Source organism: Pseudomonas sp. H1_G08 (assembly GCF_054681355.1).
In genome coordinates, this window is record NZ_CP162822.1 from 4724541 (window position 1) to 4740303 (window position 15763).

The 15763-nt window shown below is 59.9% G+C and carries 16 protein-coding genes and 1 pseudogene; 11 read left to right on the plus strand and 6 right to left on the minus strand.

Annotated elements, in window-relative coordinates:
* The first annotated feature begins 30 nt into the window (after nt 1-30).
* From uvrD to AB4N85_RS21515, 3 genes are all read left to right on the plus strand, one after another.
* The gene (uvrD, locus tag AB4N85_RS21505) at nt 31-2214 is read left to right on the plus strand and encodes a DNA helicase II (RefSeq protein WP_064365169.1); all 2184 of its coding nucleotides are present in this window, start codon (nt 31-33) and stop codon (nt 2212-2214) included.
* Nucleotides 2215-2453: 239 nt separating this feature from the next.
* Nucleotides 2454-3329 carry a Tim44 domain-containing protein gene (locus AB4N85_RS21510; protein ID WP_016772449.1) on the plus strand — a complete coding sequence of 292 codons (876 nt, stop codon included), beginning with the start codon at nt 2454-2456 and terminating at the stop codon, nt 3327-3329.
* Nucleotides 3330-3464: 135 nt separating this feature from the next.
* Entirely contained in the window at nt 3465-3872 is a 408-nt protein-coding gene (locus AB4N85_RS21515) for an SMI1/KNR4 family protein (protein WP_038359443.1), read from the plus strand.
* Between the two features lie 21 nt (nt 3873-3893).
* Here the strand turns inward: AB4N85_RS21515 and AB4N85_RS21520 are convergent, their stop codons facing one another.
* Entirely contained in the window at nt 3894-5657 is a 1764-nt protein-coding gene (locus tag AB4N85_RS21520) for a cation:proton antiporter (protein WP_150743150.1), read from the minus strand.
* A 278-nt stretch (nt 5658-5935) separates the two neighbouring features.
* Between AB4N85_RS21520 and AB4N85_RS21525 the strand changes: the two genes are divergently transcribed.
* Nucleotides 5936-6418, plus strand: coding sequence for an acyl-CoA thioesterase (locus AB4N85_RS21525; protein ID WP_016772447.1), 483 nt, complete (start codon nt 5936-5938; stop codon nt 6416-6418).
* Between the two features lie 105 nt (nt 6419-6523).
* On the opposite strand, the gene pdxY is transcribed toward AB4N85_RS21525, so the two are convergent.
* Nucleotides 6524-7396 (minus strand): pyridoxal kinase PdxY, encoded by an 873-nt coding sequence (gene pdxY / locus AB4N85_RS21530; RefSeq protein WP_095181198.1) that lies wholly within the window; start codon nt 7394-7396, stop codon nt 6524-6526.
* 117 nt (nt 7397-7513) lie between these two features.
* Between pdxY and AB4N85_RS21535 the strand changes: the two genes are divergently transcribed.
* The gene (locus AB4N85_RS21535; protein WP_038861179.1) at nt 7514-7927 is read left to right on the plus strand and encodes a DUF3301 domain-containing protein; all 414 of its coding nucleotides are present in this window, start codon (nt 7514-7516) and stop codon (nt 7925-7927) included.
* Nucleotides 7928-7933: 6 nt separating this feature from the next.
* Here the strand turns inward: AB4N85_RS21535 and AB4N85_RS21540 are convergent.
* Nucleotides 7934-8898: pseudogene (locus AB4N85_RS21540) on the minus strand (CobW family GTP-binding protein).
* A 40-nt stretch (nt 8899-8938) separates the two neighbouring features.
* Here AB4N85_RS21540 and AB4N85_RS21545 point away from each other — a divergent pair.
* A complete protein-coding gene (locus tag AB4N85_RS21545) occupies nt 8939-9295 on the plus strand; it encodes a hypothetical protein (protein ID WP_041476571.1) in 357 nt (118 codons plus the stop codon).
* Nucleotides 9296-9299: 4 nt separating this feature from the next.
* On the opposite strand, the gene AB4N85_RS21550 is transcribed toward AB4N85_RS21545, so the two are convergent.
* Together AB4N85_RS21550 and zigA are read right to left on the minus strand one after the other, a co-directional pair.
* Nucleotides 9300-9950, minus strand: coding sequence for a DUF1826 domain-containing protein (locus AB4N85_RS21550; protein ID WP_252868497.1), 651 nt, complete (start codon nt 9948-9950; stop codon nt 9300-9302).
* Complete coding sequence (gene zigA, locus AB4N85_RS21555; RefSeq protein WP_150637218.1) at nt 9950-11155, minus strand: zinc metallochaperone GTPase ZigA; 1206 nt, start codon at nt 11153-11155, stop codon at nt 9950-9952. Before zigA ends, AB4N85_RS21550 begins: the two co-directional genes overlap by 1 nt.
* A 209-nt stretch (nt 11156-11364) precedes the next feature.
* Here zigA and AB4N85_RS21560 point away from each other — a divergent pair, with 209 nt between their 5' ends.
* The 5 genes from AB4N85_RS21560 to AB4N85_RS21580 all read left to right on the plus strand — a co-directional run bounded on the left by AB4N85_RS21560 (nt 11365) and on the right by AB4N85_RS21580 (nt 15143).
* Nucleotides 11365-11742 carry a hypothetical protein gene (locus AB4N85_RS21560; RefSeq protein ID WP_041476568.1) on the plus strand — a complete coding sequence of 126 codons (378 nt, stop codon included), beginning with the start codon at nt 11365-11367 and terminating at the stop codon, nt 11740-11742.
* Between the two features lie 83 nt (nt 11743-11825).
* A complete protein-coding gene (folE2, locus tag AB4N85_RS21565; RefSeq protein ID WP_150637220.1) occupies nt 11826-12722 on the plus strand; it encodes a GTP cyclohydrolase FolE2 in 897 nt (298 codons plus the stop codon).
* Nucleotides 12719-13387, plus strand: coding sequence for a metal ABC transporter ATP-binding protein (locus AB4N85_RS21570; protein ID WP_095181192.1), 669 nt, complete (start codon nt 12719-12721; stop codon nt 13385-13387). Before folE2 ends, AB4N85_RS21570 begins: the two co-directional genes overlap by 4 nt.
* A complete protein-coding gene (locus tag AB4N85_RS21575; RefSeq protein WP_252868498.1) occupies nt 13387-14256 on the plus strand; it encodes a metal ABC transporter permease in 870 nt (289 codons plus the stop codon). The genes AB4N85_RS21570 and AB4N85_RS21575 overlap by 1 nt, the downstream gene beginning before the upstream one ends.
* An 11-nt stretch (nt 14257-14267) precedes the next feature.
* Nucleotides 14268-15143 (plus strand): metal ABC transporter substrate-binding protein, encoded by an 876-nt coding sequence (locus tag AB4N85_RS21580; RefSeq protein ID WP_252868499.1) that lies wholly within the window; start codon nt 14268-14270, stop codon nt 15141-15143.
* Between the two features lie 81 nt (nt 15144-15224).
* On the opposite strand, the gene AB4N85_RS21585 is transcribed toward AB4N85_RS21580, so the two are convergent.
* On the minus strand, nt 15225-15743 hold the full coding sequence (locus AB4N85_RS21585) for a DUF3617 domain-containing protein (protein ID WP_252868500.1): 519 nt from the start codon (nt 15741-15743) through the stop codon (nt 15225-15227).
* Nucleotides 15744-15763 lie beyond the last annotated feature (20 nt).

Consider the following 15763-nt stretch of genomic DNA (forward strand, 5'->3'; position numbering starts at 1 on the left):
CGGGCCTGCGGCGCACCCTAGAATGCCCCGATGCGCGATGATCTCTCCCTTCTGCTGAACTCCCTCAACGATGCCCAACGCCAGGCCGTAGCAGCCCCCGTTGGCCGTCAGTTGGTCCTGGCCGGCGCCGGTTCCGGTAAAACCCGAGTGCTGGTGCACCGTATCGCCTGGTTGATCCAGGTCGAAAACGCCTCGCCTCACTCCATCCTGTCGGTGACCTTCACCAACAAGGCCGCTGCCGAGATGCGCCATCGCATCGAGCAGTTGCTGGGCATCAACCCGGCCGGCATGTGGGTCGGCACCTTCCACGGCCTCGCGCACCGCTTGCTGCGGGCGCACTGGCAGGAAGCGGGCCTGAGCCAGACCTTTCAGATTCTCGACAGCGATGACCAGCAGCGTCTGGTCAAGCGGGTGATCCGCGAGCTCGGTCTGGACGAGCAACGCTGGCCGGCGCGTCAGGCGCAGTGGTTCATCAACGGCCAGAAAGACGAAGGTCTGCGGCCGCAACACATTCAGGCCAGCGGCGACCTGTTCCTCGCTACCATGCGCGGGATCTACGAAGCCTACGAGGCAGCGTGCCTGCGGGCTGGCGTGATCGACTTCTCCGAACTGCTGCTGCGCGCCCTCGATCTGTGGCGCGATCACCCGGGCCTGCTGGCGCATTACCAAAAGCGCTTCCGCCATATTCTGGTCGACGAATTCCAGGACACCAACGCCGTGCAGTACGCCTGGTTGCGCCTGCTCGGCAAGGGCGGCGACAGCCTGATGGTGGTCGGCGACGACGACCAGTCGATTTACGGCTGGCGCGGGGCGAAGATCGAGAACATCCATCAGTACTCTTCGGACTTCCCGGACTCCGAGACGATTCGCCTGGAGCAGAACTACCGATCCACTGCCGGCATCCTTAAAGCCGCCAACGCTTTGATCGCCAACAACACCGGGCGTCTCGGTAAAGAGCTGTGGACCGACGGTGGCGATGGCGAAGCGATCAACCTGTACGCCGCGTTCAACGAGCATGACGAAGCGCGTTACGTGGTGGAAACCATCGAAAGCGCGCTGAAAACCGGTCTGGCCCGTAGCGATATTGCGATTCTGTACCGCTCCAACGCCCAGTCGCGGGTGCTCGAAGAAGCCCTGCTGCGCGAGCGCATCCCGTACCGCATCTATGGCGGTCAGCGCTTCTTCGAACGCGCGGAAATCAAGAACGCCATGGCCTACCTGCGCTTGCTCGAAGGTCGTGGCAACGACGCGGCGCTGGAGCGAGTGATCAACGTACCCGCGCGGGGCATCGGCGAGAAAACCGTCGAAGCGATCCGCGAGCATGCGCGGCACAGCGACGTATCGATGTGGGAAGCGATGCGCCAGCTGGTGGCCAACAAAGGCCTGACCGGCCGTGCAGCGAGCGCGCTCGGTGCATTTATCGAACTGATCGAGAACCTCGCCGCCAAGTGCGCCGAGATGCCGCTGCACCTGATGACGCAAACCGTCATCGAGCAATCCGGCCTGATCGCTTATCACGAAGCGGAAAAAGGCGAAAAAGGCCAGGCCCGGGTGGAAAACCTTGAGGAACTGGTCAGCGCCGCACGTAACTTCGAGAACACCGAAGAGGACGAAGAACTGACCCCACTGGCGGCGTTCCTCGGCCACGCTTCGCTGGAGGCCGGCGACACTCAGGCCGACGAGCACGAAGACAGCGTGCAGCTGATGACCCTGCACAGCGCCAAAGGCCTGGAATTCCCTTACGTGTTCCTCGTGGGCATGGAAGAAGGCCTGTTCCCGCACAAGATGAGCCTGGAAGAACCGGGGCGTCTCGAGGAAGAACGGCGTCTGGCTTACGTCGGTATCACCCGGGCGATGCAGAATCTGGTCATGACCTACGCCGAAACCCGGCGCCTGTACGGCAGCGAAACCTACAACAAGGTGTCGCGTTTCGTCCGCGAGGTGCCGAAAGGCCTGATCCAGGAAGTGCGCCTGTCCAATAGCGTCAGCCGACCGTTCGGCGGCAACCAGTCGATGAGCGGCAGCAATCTGTTCAGCGGCAGCGAGATTCCGGAAACCGGTTTTGTGCTCGGTCAGGCCGTACGTCACTCGATCTTCGGCGAGGGTGTGATCCTCAACTTCGAAGGCTCCGGCGCCCAGGCCCGGGTGCAGGTGAATTTCAGCGAAGGCAGCAAGTGGCTGATGCTCGGCTATGCCAAGCTGGAAGCGATCTAATCACCGGCACTGAACCCATGTGGGAGCGAGCCTGCTCGCTCCCACAGGTTATGCGGCGCAAGTGCATCAATCCCTCTGAACCTATCGCCTTTTCCTACAGACAAAAGTACATCGGCTGATTGCCTCGCCAAGCTGAACGCAACCTGTCAGGCAAAAGCCCGAAACACTCTCTCGCTAGCCAGTAACACTTCAGCTGTGCAACATGGCGCGCGTGTCTCCACAAAACGGGAATACCCTTTATGAAACGTTTTCTTAGCATCGCCATGGCGTTGTGCATCGGCCTGACGATGAGCCTCGACGCCAACGCCAAGCGCTTTGGTGGTGGCAAAAGCGCCGGCGCTGCGCCGACGCACCAGACCAGCCAGATGGCTCCCTCTTCTCCAGGCGTGGGCGGCGCAGCAGCGACCGCTGGCGCTGCCGGTGCTGCTGGCGCCGCGGCCAAGGCCGGCGGTGCTTCGCGCTGGCTCGGCCCATTGGCGGGCATCGCCGCCGGTGGCCTGCTCGCGTCGATGTTCATGGGCGACGGTTTCCAGGGCATGCAGATCTTCGACATCCTGATCATGGCCCTGATCGCGTTCGTGATCTTCCGCTTCATCGCCGCCCGTCGTCGCAAGCAGCAGGAGCAATTCGCTCCGGCCGGCGCGCCGATGCAGCGAGAAGTGTTCGAGCAGAAGCCTGCCGCCATGGGTTCGATCTTCGGTGGTTCGGCTGCTCCGGCTGCCGCCCGTCCAGTGATCAACGCACCGGCCTGGTTCAACGAAGAGCGCTTCCTTGAAGCTGCGCGTAGCCACTTCCAGTCGCTGCAGCAGCACTGGGACGCCAACGAAATGGACAAGATCGCCGAGTTCGTGACCCCGCAAATGCTTGAGTTCCTCAAGCGTGAGCGTGCGGATCTGGGCGATGGCTTCCAGTCGACCTACATCGACAACCTGCAGGTGCAGCTGGACGGCGTCGACGATCGTGCCGACAAGACCATCGCCACCCTGACCTTCACCGGCGTGTCGAAAACCTCGCGTTTCGATCAGGGCGAAGTGTTCAGCGAAAGCTGGAACATGGAACGTCCGCAGGGCGACAACCAGCCTTGGCTGGTCGCCGGTATCCGCCAGAACGGCTGATCCCTGCTGCGCTTCACTTGCGGTAACAGAACCCCGGCCCCGGCCGGGGTTTTTCATTTCACGGTTGCATCTATGGCGAGCTACTGTATAAACCGGCCCATATAAACCGCGCCATTCAGCAAGAGGATCCCGGACGTGGAAGAAATCATCGAACAACTGCGCGAAGCCAACGAACCCGTGCCGGTTCCTTTGGAGTTGCCTGACGAAGACCTGCTGGTGGAAATCGAAGAACAACTGTTCATCGACATTCCGTTCGTCTTCAAAGAATTTTTGCTGACCGTCAGCGATGTGGTCTATGGCAGCCTCGAGCCGGTGACCGTCACTGACCCGCAATCGCACACCTATCTGCCGGACGTTGCGGCCAATGCATGGGACGTGGGTGTTGATCGCAGCTTGATCCCGATCTGTCAGGACGGCGATGACTACTACTGTGTCGAAGAAGACGGCACCGTGGTGCTGTGGCAGGCCGAAGAAGAACTGATTGCTGAAGAAACCTGGGAATCGGTGTGGCACTGGGCGCGGGACGTCTGGCTGGAAAGCTGAGCCGCCAAACGCCCCTGTGGGTCAATGCCCCGACGATTCCTTATGGTTGTCGAGGGTTTCCAGCAAGGCCACCTGCATCCGCGTATGCACGCGGATGAACCAGCGCCAGAGCAGCGCCGCTACGGCGGCCGCCACGACTGCGATCAGCACCAGCAGCTTGTTGGTCGGCAGGATACTGGCCGACAAGGCTGCCAACAGCAGGAAAATCACCAGCAGCGAGAGAATCGGGATCACTTCGGCGATCACCCGGCGCACTCGCTGTGTGTGACGCCCGGCCATCTCCGGCTTGACGCCCATTTCCGCCAGCAGCATCGACAGCGCCTTGAGCTTGCGATAAGCCGCAATCAGGAACGGTAGCGAGACCAGCAACGCACCGCCCCAGATCAGTGCCTTCTGCCAGCTCGGATCGCTGATCCAGTCCTGCAGCCACAACGAGATGCGCTCGGCGAAGTATGCGCCGGCAAAGAAGATCGCAATCACCAGCGCCAGATTGACCCCGACCTGCAACAGGATCCGCCGGATCATCGACGCCAGTAGCGCGCCCTCACCTTGCGGCTGGATGCTGCGCAACCATTCGCCATACATGCCGAGTACACGCCCGAGACGCTTGGGCACGACTGCCGAGAGCTTGATCGACAACGGATCTGCCGCGCGAATCAGGTACGGCGTCAGCAGCGTGGTGATCACCGACACGGCTACAGCGACCGGGTAGAGGAAGTTGCTGGTCACCTGCAAGGTCATGCCCAGCGCGGCGATGATGAAGGAAAATTCGCCAATCTGTGACAGACCCATGCCGACTCGCAGCGAAGTCCGTCCGTCGTTGCCGGCGATAAACGCACCGAGGCCGCAGGACAACATCTTGCCCAGCACTACGGCCACGGTAATCACCGCAATCGGCCAGGCGTATTCGATGAGAATCAGCGGGTCGAGCATCAAGCCGATGGCGACAAAAAAGATCGCACTGAACAAGTCGCGAACCGGCTCGACCAACTGCTCGATTTTCAACAACTGCTTCGACTCGGCCATGATCGCACCGATCAGGAAAGCCCCGAGAACCATGCTGTATTCGAGCTTGACCACCAGCAGGCAGAAGCCGAAACACAGGCCGAGCACGGTGATCAGCAGCATCTCGTTGCTTTCGAATTTCGCCACATAAGCCAGCAGACGCGGCACCAGCAGGATGCCGATGACCAGCGCGACGATCATGAACAGCGACAGCTTGCCGACCGTGGAGAACACTTCCCCCGAGCTCACCGTGCCGCTGACGGCGATGCTCGACAGCAGCGCAATGATGCCGATGCCAAGGATGTCCTCGACAATGAGCACACCGAAGATCAACTGCGCGAAGCGCTCGTTCTTCATCTTCAGGTCATTCAGCGCTTTGACGATGATCGTGGTGGAGGAGATCGCCAGAATCGCGCCGAGGAACAACGAATCCATGGTGTTCCAGTCGAACCAGCGGCCGATTTCGTAGCCGATCCAGATCATCAGGATGATTTCGAGAAACGCGGCAATGAACGCCGTGGCGCCGACCTTGAACAACTTGCGCAGGCTGAACTCCAGGCCAAGGCAGAACATGAGGAAGATCACCCCGAGTTCGGCCAGGGTCTTGATGGTTTCTTCATCGTGAATCAGGCCGAACGGCGGCGTATGCGGGCCGATGATGAAGCCGGCGACGATGTAGCCGAGCACCACCGGTTGTTTGAAACGATGAAACAGTACGGTTACTACGCCCGCGACCAGCATGATCACTGCCAGATCCTGAATAAAACTGATGGCATGCATGGCGTAGGCTCCTTGATGACGAGGCGCGCGGACAGACGTCAGACGTTCTGCGCGAGCAGGGTAAAAATCCGCTTTTAATGTAGGAATTGCCCTTGGGCAGGGCTTTTGCAGGTTAACACCGCGACTTCGCTCTGGAAGCCGGTGCAATATATGGAAACAGATCGCTACCGGCGTGACGGCGGCCCGCCGCGCGGCGTCCCGATAACGGTGCTTTTTGAAAAGCCACCAGGTGCCCGCAGAGGCGCTTCCTGCAATCAGCCTTGATCCGTGAGAACGTTATGGAACCCGGAAACGCCCAGCTGTCGATGACGGTACTGATGACCCCCGACATGGCCAACTTCTCTGGCAATGTCCACGGCGGCACCCTGCTCAAATACCTCGACGAAGTGGCCTACGCCTGCGCCAGCCGTTATGCCGGGCGCTACGTGGTGACCCTGTCGGTGGATCAGGTGATTTTCCGCGAGCCGATTCATGTCGGCGAACTGGTGACGTTCCTCGCCTCGGTCAACTACACCGGCAACACGTCGATGGAAGTTGGCATCAAAGTGGTCACCGAAAACATCCGCGAACGCTCGGTGCGCCACACCAACAGCTGCTTCTTCACCATGGTCGCGGTGGATGATCAGCGCAAACCGGCCGCCGTGCCGCCGTTGCAACCGCAGAACAGCGAAGACAAACGCCGCTTCATGCAGGCGCAGCAGCGCCGGCAGATTCGTCAGGAGCTGGAGAAGCGTTATCAGGAGATCAAGGGCGACGCCTGAGACCAAAAAGCAAAAGATCGCAGCCTTCGGCAGCTCCTACATTTTGGAATGCAAACCCATGTAGGAGCTGCAGAAGGCTGCGATCTTTTTTGAACAACGACGAGATTACAGACTGATCGCGGTAGCCTCGAATTTCACCCGCGGATGCGCAATGCGATCCTGCGCCCGCACAAGTTGCAGCTCGTAACTGGCGCACGCCTGGGTTTCCAGCAACACCTCATGCACTGCCGCTGCGGTGAATTCGAATGCCGCCAACAGCGTGTCGCCCAGCAGTACCCGCGCCAGGAACAGGCCGGATGTCAGATCGCCCACCCCCACCGGCTGACGCGGAAACGCCAGCAAGGGACGGCGCAAATGCCAACTGCCCTCAGCCGTCACCAACAACATTTCGAAGCCCTCCGCCGGTTTGCCCGGATAATCCAGATGCTTGACCAGTACCGCTTTCGGTCCGCGCGCCAGCAGCGCCCGTGCCATCGCCAGGCAATCGAACAGCGACTGCGGCTTGCGCCCGGAAAAACTGTCCAGCTCCAACTGGTTCGGGCACATGATGTCCGCCACGGCAGCCGCTTCATCGAGAAGGAAATCGCTGACCTCGGTGGGCACGCTGCAGCCTTTCTCCGGATGGCCCATCACCGGATCACACAGGTACAGCATTTTCGGATTGACCGCTTTGATCCGCGCCACACCGCTGAGAATCGCCCGGCCCTGCGCGGCGCTACCGAGATAGCCGGACAGCACCGCGTCGCAATTGCCCAGCTCGCCAATCGCAGCGATGCCTTCGATCAGCTCGGGAATCTGCTGCGGCGCCAGCACTTCACCGGCCCACTGACCATACTGGGTGTGGTTGGAGAACTGCACGGTGTTGAGCGGCCAGACATTGACCCCGACGCGCTGCATCGGAAAAACCGCAGCGCTGTTGCCGGCGTGGCCAAACACCACGTGGGACTGGATGGCGAGCAGATGAGGCGTACGTTTCATTCGGGTCATTCCGTAAAACGATTGAAATTCAAGCCGCGCAGTATGCGACGAAACACAGCCTGTACGACAGACCGGCGAGACAGTTAAGCTGACGCCATCTTTTGGAGTTCGATGTCGATGCTGACCCTGGAAAACATCTTCGTGCTGATGCTGTTCGCCGCCGCCGGTGCCTGGCTATGGCACAACCACGGCTTGCGCGAGCGCGCGCTGGAGCGGGTCAAACAGCATTGCACCAATGTTGGCGTCGAGCTGCTGGACGGTAACGTCGCGCTGAAAAAGATCGGGCTGATCAGGGATGCCAACGGTCGCAGGCGACTGGCACGGGTCTACAACTTCGAGTTCACCGTGACCGGAGAAAGCCGCCACAACGGCACCGTCACCCAGTTCGGCGCGCACAGTGCGCAGATTGAACTGGCACCCTACCCGGCGCCGTTCGACGACACGCCGCCGGTGGTCGAAGTCCACAAGCCTCGCGCAGAAGTCATCGAGCTGAGCCAGTGGCGCCAGGAACATACCAAGTGGAAGCCTTGAGCTGACTCACTGAATCCGACATTCCGCCAAATCGGCTTGCAGCTGTTCGATGTTCTGCGGTTCAGCGAAGATCAGCTCAATTCTTGAGTCTTTTCGCCATTCGCTGGCTTGCCAACTCAGCTGCGCATGCTCCAGCGCATTGCCCGAAACCCAGCCATCCGTACTGTGGATAACCAGTTTCGCCCGGTTCCAGTCGAGCGCACTCAGCCAATAGGCGATGCGTGCTTGATCAAATACCTGCTGCGGATGCCAGCGCCAACCGATGCTCCACCCCCCTCCTGCGCCTGACTCAGGCAAATCGGTTCGGCCGGATCGCTCCAGACCGCTGGCAGCTGTGCCAATCCAGTGGGCAGCGGCAGATGCCCTGCGTCTTCGTTCGCCTTTACTGCCAGCCCCGGAAGCTCGCTCAGAGGCAGTTGCGCTTGCTGCGTCCAGATCAGCCTGACGGGCGGCAACTGGCTGGCGATTCTGTTTCGAGCTGTTTCATCGAGATCTTCCGCTTTGTTCAGCAGCAACAACCCCGCACTGGCCAACGCTTGCTGCTGAGCGTCCGGCAAGGCTCTACCTGCGTGCAATGCCTGAGCGTCCAAAACCAGAACACAGGGCTGAACCGCCAGCACACCCAGCCACGGCGCCTCATTCAGTTGCTTGAGCAATTGCGCCGGATGGCCCAGCCCGGATGGCTCGATAAACAGTCGATCCGGCCTGGCCTTGCGCAGCAGGCGGCCAAGGCCGATCTGGAATGGCGCGCCATTGACGCAACACAGGCAGCCCCCGGCCACCTCACCCAGTGCGATACCATCGTCGTCGCGAGTCAGCAGCGCGGCGTCCAGACCAATCTGGCCGAACTCGTTGATCAGTACCGCCCAGCGTTCGTCCGCAGGCCGTTGCGCCAGCAACTGGCGAATCAGGCTGGTCTTGCCGGCGCCCAACGGGCCGGCGATGACGTGGGTCGGAATGTTCTGCAACATGGCGGGTACTTTCTGCGGACAGTTATTGAGGAGATCGAAGATGCGCTGGTCGGGATGGTCGTTGCTGTTGGCGCTGCTGTCGAGTGAAGCGTGGGCTCAGGCCTGCGTGGTGCACACACAGGGCGAACGGCTCGACGTCAAAGTCTGTCAGCAGAACCGGACGATTCCGCAGAAATTGTTCAATGACGGCTTCTGCCAACCGACGCTGGCCGGGCAGAAGGTCGAGGTGCAGTACGTCGACCAGTGCCCGAGCGGCGCTTTCGGCGTGTGCAGCAACGCGCAAGTCGCCAATATGCCCTATCGCCAGGATATCCACTATTACGGCGTGGCCACCGATACGGCGTATCTCAAGCCATATTGCGAAGGCCAGAGCCAGGGCGTCTGGCGCAAGCCCTGATGTGTCAGCCGAGCCAGTCGAGGGTCAGCAACAGACGGCGCTCACCGGGTGCCGGTTGCGGCGAACGATGGATCAGGCCGAAGCCTTCATTGCCGTGCCACTTTTCGCCTTTGAGCAGCGCGACGTCGCCGCTGTTGAGCTGGCGAATCGACGCTGGATCTTGCGGTTCGGCATCGGACTGGCCAAGTTGCGCGCGGTCCATCGCACCCTCCTCAAGCCATTGGCTGCCGATGCCAGCGTAAGTAGTGATCAGGCGCACCGGCACGTGATCGACGTGGAAGCGCGGACACATGGCCTTGTCCAGCACGCGCAAACGCACGCCGATACGCCGCGCGCCCAACAGACAGGCGAAGGCACTGATCAGCCACTTGAGGTCGCTGATGAAACCTTCGAATCCTTGCAGATCACACAGCCCTGCAGCCAGACCGGCGAGATCCGGTTCGGCATCTTCGTCGGGCAATTCCAGACACAACGACTCGGCCAAGGGCTCGTTGAGCGACAGCACCAATTGCGCAAAATCGGCGATGTGCACGGGTAGCTGGCGTTGCCAGACGGCGAGATTGGTCTGGTCTTCCAGGATTCGCGTCAACGTTTGCGGGGTCAGGCCCTGGTACTGATGACGGGCAAGAAGCGGCTGATCCTTGAGTGCGAGCATCAGGCGGCCTCGTCGTGCCACGGGCCGAATGGATCAGGCAGCAAACGCCAGCCTTCTACACCCATGGCCATTTCTTCGTCGGTCAAAAGACAGGCATCGAGTTCGGCGGAGAGCTGTAGGAAATCGATGTTCTGACCAATGAAAACCAGCTCCTGGCGGCAATCTCCTACGCTTGGAGTCCAGTTTTCCATGATCGCCTGCACGCTTTCCTGATCTTCGGGCCATTGGTTCTTTGCTACGAAACGCCACCAGCGCCCGGCGAATCCATGCCGCATCAAACCGCCGGCTTGAGACCAGCTACCGGCATCGGTGGGTTTGCTGGCGAGCCAGAAGAAGCCTTTGGAGCGCAGCAGCTTGCCGTTCAGCCATGGGCGGTCAATGAAGCTGAAAAAGCGTTGCGGGTGGAATGGCCGGCGCGCGCGGTAGGCCGTCGAGGCGATGCCGTATTCCTGTGTTTCCGGGACGTGCTCACCGCGCAATTCCTGCAGCCACCCAGGCGCTTGTGCGGCCTTCTCGAAATCGAAACGACCGGTGTTGAGGATTTTCTCCAGGGGGATTTCGCCCATCACCATTGGAATGATTTCAGCCTGGGCATTGAGGCGCTTGAGGATCGCGGTAAGTTCTTCGCGCTCGTGCTGGTTGATCAGGTCGATTTTGCTGATCAGCAGGACGTCGGCGAACTCGATCTGCTCGATCAACAGATCGGTGATGGAGCGCTCGTCTTCTTCACCGAGAATCTCGCCGCGAGAGGCAAGGCTTTCGGCCGCCTGGTAATCGAGCAGGAAATTCACGCCGTCGACGACCGTGACCATGGTGTCCAGGCGCGCGATGTCGGCGAGGCTTTGCCCTTGTTCATCGCGAAAGGTGAAGGTTTCAGCGACCGGAAGCGGTTCGGAAATGCCAGTGGACTCGATCAGCAGGTAATCAAAACGATCCTCGCGGGCGAGTTTGCTGACTTCTTCAAGCAGGTCTTCGCGTAACGTACAGCAAATGCAGCCGTTGCTCATCTCAATGAGCTTTTCTTCCGCACGGTTAAGACTGACATCGCGCTGGACTTCACTGCCATCGATGTTGATTTCGCTCATATCGTTGACGATCACCGCTACATGCAAGCCGTCTCGGTTACGTAGTACGTAATTCAAAAGTGTACTTTTTCCGGCGCCGAGAAATCCTGAAAGTACGGTGACGGGCAATTTGGCTGACATTGGATAATCCTCATAAATGGCAGCCGATTTGCGCTTTCAGGTGTGCGCTTGGCGTGTTGCGCTTCAATTAATTGGGGCAATGAAGGCAAACGATCGTAATCGGCAGCTCAGGCTGGTTACGGACGATGTTATAGTATAACAATCACAGCTTGCCAGTCCGACACAGGAGAATTCGTAATTTGCCGCAGCACCGATCATGGAAATTCTCAATGAACAATGGGTTGAAATACCTGCTTTTGAGCTTTGCTACGTCGCTGGCCGGCCAAGCCCAAGCGCAGATGCCCTCGCTTGCGCACTGCACGCGCAGCGCTAATTTGCTGGCATGTGTGGACGCCGACGGCAATGCCTATAGCGTCAATACGGTCGGCACCACGCTTTACCTGCGCGGATTCGAGAAGGACGGCCATCGCTATTGGGCGCAAACCAACAGCCGCTTCGGCCAATTAACCTTTTTTACCGGCATCGCCTCGGATGGCGAGGCTTGGGTTGGCTATACCCGTCGTGTCGGCTGGACGACCATCAACCGTTTTTCCAGCTCGGGTGGTAGCAGCGCAAGGTTCACTTGCAGCCGGATGACGGGCTGCTAGTGAAAACCTTTTCATGAAAAAAGCATCGCTGAATGGATTGTTATAATGTAACGTAAACAGAGATCAATACGACGGTCTCAACCATGAATGCTCTTACTCTCCCGGATATCGCCGCCCAATCTGCGCGCCAGGCACTGCCACTCGATTGGGTAGGCATGCGTGGGATTGCCCTACCCGTTGTGCTCGAAAGCCAACGCCTCAGCGCCAGAGTCGACGCTGGCGTGAGTCTCGATGATGGTGAAGCGCGTGGTATTCACATGTCGCGCTTATATCTGGCACTCGAAGCCCTCGAACTGCGAAGCCTTTCTCCCGCTCTGCTGCATCAGGTACTCAAGGGTTTTCTGGTAAGTCACCAAGGTCTATCCGCCTGCGCATATCTGAACGTTCACACCGACTTATTGCTGAAACGACCGGCGTTAGTCAGCCCCCTAGCCGGCTGGAAATCCTATCCGACAACCATTTCAGCAAGCCTGAAACAGCAAATGTTCCACGTGGAACTAAAACTCGAGGTGCCCTATTCCTCGACATGCCCCTGCTCGGCAGCCTTGGCAAGGCAATTGATCCAGCAGCAATTCGTCGACGATTTCGCCAACAAGGCTCTGCAACACGCAGATGTTTTGGCATGGCTTGGCTCAACCAAAGGGATCGTAGCGACGCCGCACAGCCAACGTAGCTATGCGCAACTGCACCTGCATCTCGACAATTTCATCGACGAGCTACCGCTGACAGCGATCATCGATGACGCTGAAGCAGCCCTCGGCACAGCCGTGCAGACCGCAGTAAAGCGCCCCGACGAGCAAGCCTTCGCACTCGCCAATGGGCAAAACCTGATGTTCTGCGAAGACGCCGCGCGCCGCCTCAATCTGGCACTGCAGCGCACGCCCGGCATCAAACAATTGCATATCCGCGTGATCCACGCCGAAAGCCTGCATGCTCATGACGCCGTCGCCGAAAGCAGCTGGCAGCGGGAGCAAATATGATCCGCTGCCAATCGCTGGCCTGGGGCGCTCCCGGTCAACCGCTGACGACGCCTCTGAGTCTTGAGTTCGAGAGCGCCAGTCTGACCGCCATCATCGGCGCCAACGGCTGCGGCAAAAGCAGCCTGCTAAAGGTCATCGCCGGATTGCAGAAGCCCCTCGCTGGCAAAGTGGAAATGGCTGTTCCACGTCAAAGCGGAATTTCCTTCCTGCCGCAACAACAGCACCTTGATCGCCAGTTCCCAATCAGCCTGGAAGAACTCATCGCCGCAGGTTTCTGGGGCCGTCGGCTGTCGACGCAACTGCGCACGCAGCGACTGAAAAACGCACTGGAAGACTGGCACCTGAGTGGACTCGAACAGCGTCCGTTGATGGCCCTGTCCGGCGGTGAGCTACAACGTGCCCTGCTCGCGCGACTGAGCCTTGCTGACGCCCCGGTGCTGTTGCTGGACGAACCGCACGCCGCACTCGACGAACTCGGCCAGCAACTGCTCTGGCAACACATTCACCACTGGCACGCCGAGGGCCGGACACTGCTTGTGGTCTGCCATGACCTGGCGGCTGTCCGCCAACACATTCCGCATACCCTGCTGATCAAAAACGGCCACTGCGTGTACGGAACCAGCAGAGAACTGATCCAGCCAACACCGCACATGCAGGTCGCCTGATGCTCGCCACCGTCAGTTATTTCTGGCAGCCGTTCAGCGAATTCGTGTTCATGCGCCGGGCCTTGCTCGGCGGCCTGGTGTTGGCGTGCAGCACGGCGCCCTTGGGCGTGTTTCTGATTCTCAGACGGATGAGCCTGATCGGCGACGCTGTCGCCCACGGCATTCTCCCTGGTGCAGCGCTGGGATTCTGGTTTGCCGGTTTGAGCCTTCCTGCCCTGACGCTCGGCGGCCTCGGCGCCGGCCTGAGCATGGCCGGACTTGCAGCCTGGATAACCCGGCGTACGGGTTTGCGCGAGGACGCCAGTCTCGCCGCGATCTATCCGATTTCACTCGCCAGCGGCGTGCTGATTCTCGGTATTGCCGGCAAACGCCTCGACCTTCTGCACTTGCTGTTCGGCTCAGCGTTGGCCGTAGACGGGCTGACACTGACCGGCATGCTTTGGGTCTCGGCCATCAGCCTCATGGCCATGGCGGCGATCTACAAACCCCTGCTGTTGGACACACTCGACCCGCTGTTCTTGCGCACGGTCAGTCGTCTCGGGCCGCTGGCTCATGGGGTGTTCCTGACTCTGGTCGTGCTGAATCTGGTGATCGGCTTTCAGGCCATCGGCGCACTGATGGTAGTCGGGCTGATGATGCTTCCGGCTGCCGCGTCTAGATTCTGGAGTCGCCGTCTGCCAATACTGATTGCCGTTGCCGCCGTCATGGGCTGCGTGTCTGTGTGGCTCGGTTTGCTGCTGTCGTTCTACTACTCGCTGCCCAGCGGCCCGGCAATCGTGCTGGTTGCGGGGGTCGGCTATCTGCTGTCGGTGGTGTTGGGACCGGTTCATGGTCTGCTGCGCCGCCCGCCTTTACTCACATCCCAATGAGGTGTTTCCCGATGCGCGCTCTACTCGTGCTGTTCAGCCTGATGCTGTCGATGTCCTTGTCGGCCGCCGAAAAATTGCCGGTGGTCACCAGCTTCAGCATCCTCGCCGACATGGTTCATCAGGTCGGCGGCGAGCACGTGCAGATTACCAACATGGTCGGCGCGGACGCCGATGCGCATACCTACGAGCCGACCCCGGACGATGCCAAGGCGCTGCTCAAAGCCAAAGTGATCATCAAGAACGGCCTCGGTTTCGAACCTTGGCTGGATCGCCTGGTGACCAGCACCGACAGCAAGGCGACGGTGATCAGCGCCAGTCGCGGAGTGATTCCACGTTCGCTCGATGAAGACGGCGAAACGGTTCCGGATCCACACGCCTGGCACAATCTGGCGAACACTGAGTTGTACGTCGCCAACATCACCAAGGCGCTGATCGCCGCCGACCCGGCCAACAAGGCTGACTACGAGCGCAACAGCCAGACCTACCTCAAGCAGATCTATGCCCTGCTCGCCGAAGCCAAAAACAAACTCGGCGCGCTGCCGCCGGGTAATCGCAAGATCGTCACCAGCCACGATGCCTTTGGCTATCTGGGACAGGCCTATGGCATCGACTTTATCGCGCCACAGGGTTTGTCCACCGAACGCGAACCCTCCGCCGCCGAAGTCGCTGCGCTGATCACGCAGATTCGCCAGGCGAAGGTCAAAGCGGTGTTCATGGAAAACATCAAGGACGCGCGCCTGCTCAAGCAGATCGCGGACGAAAGCGGCGCGCACATTGGCGGCACACTGTACTCGGATGCATTGGCGGCGAGTGGACCGGCGAGCACCTTTACCGGGCTGTTCGAATACAACCTCAATACGCTGTACAAGGCGTTGAGTCAGCCATGACTTGAGGTGTACTTCCGATCTATTCGCGAGCACGCTCGCTCCCACAGTTGGAATGGGTTCCAGCTGTGGGAGTCGGAGGTTTTAAGCGCGGGGTTTTACCGTACCGCAATCCTGGCCGAGCCACACTGCCCGGGTTTCCAGACTGCCCTTCTGGTTGATGCCGATGGCGTTGAAGGTGCCATTGGCAACGGTGGTGAATTCGCGGTCACTGAGGAATGTCGCCACACCGGTGCCTTGGGCTTTCGGGCAGCTGAAGCGGAATTTCCACTGGTTGCCGGTGCGCTCGGTGATCTGCTGTTTGCAGCCCGATTGCGGATCGGCCAGCGGGATATCGTTGGTTGCCACCTGCTGCGGCGTCAGGCAGGCACGGATCCCCTTGCCGCCAATATTGATGCCGTTTTTCTCGAGCGCAGCGCGCTGCTGCAGGGTGATCTGGCCTTGAATCTGGCCAAGGATCGATTGCACGTCCATGGCCTGATCATCGACCTTCAGATTGCTCGAAGACATTTCCCACAACCCCGGCTGCAGCATTTGTGCCTGCGCAACCACCGGTAATGCCAAACCCAGGCCCAGCGCCAAACCCAGCAGACGAACGTTCATCGAGTAACTCCTGATCAGTT